Here is a 257-nt window from a genome sequence, read left to right on the forward strand (position 1 = left end):
GAACTTGGCAGATCAGAGATGCGTGCGAGGACGTCGGCGAGCCAGGCTTTTGGGTCGACCTCGTTCAGGCGGCAAGTAGTGATGGATGTCAGCATGACGGCAGCCCGGTCAGCGCCGCGCTGGCTCCCGGCGAATGTCCAAGCCCGCCTCCCCAGGGCCACACCTCTCAATGCCCTTTCAGCGGCATTGTTGGTCAGGCAGATTCTGCCGTCATCGATGAAGCGGGCAAAGTCCTCCCAGCGCGAGAGCATGTAGTT

1 protein-coding gene is annotated in these 257 nt (G+C 61.9%); it reads right to left on the reverse strand.

The features are described 5' to 3' along the window. On the reverse strand, positions 1-257 hold a 257-nt coding region (locus ACWGS9_RS35850; RefSeq protein ID WP_454509567.1), incomplete at both ends, for an IS66 family transposase.

This window comes from Mesorhizobium sp. Arg314, assembly GCF_053714275.1.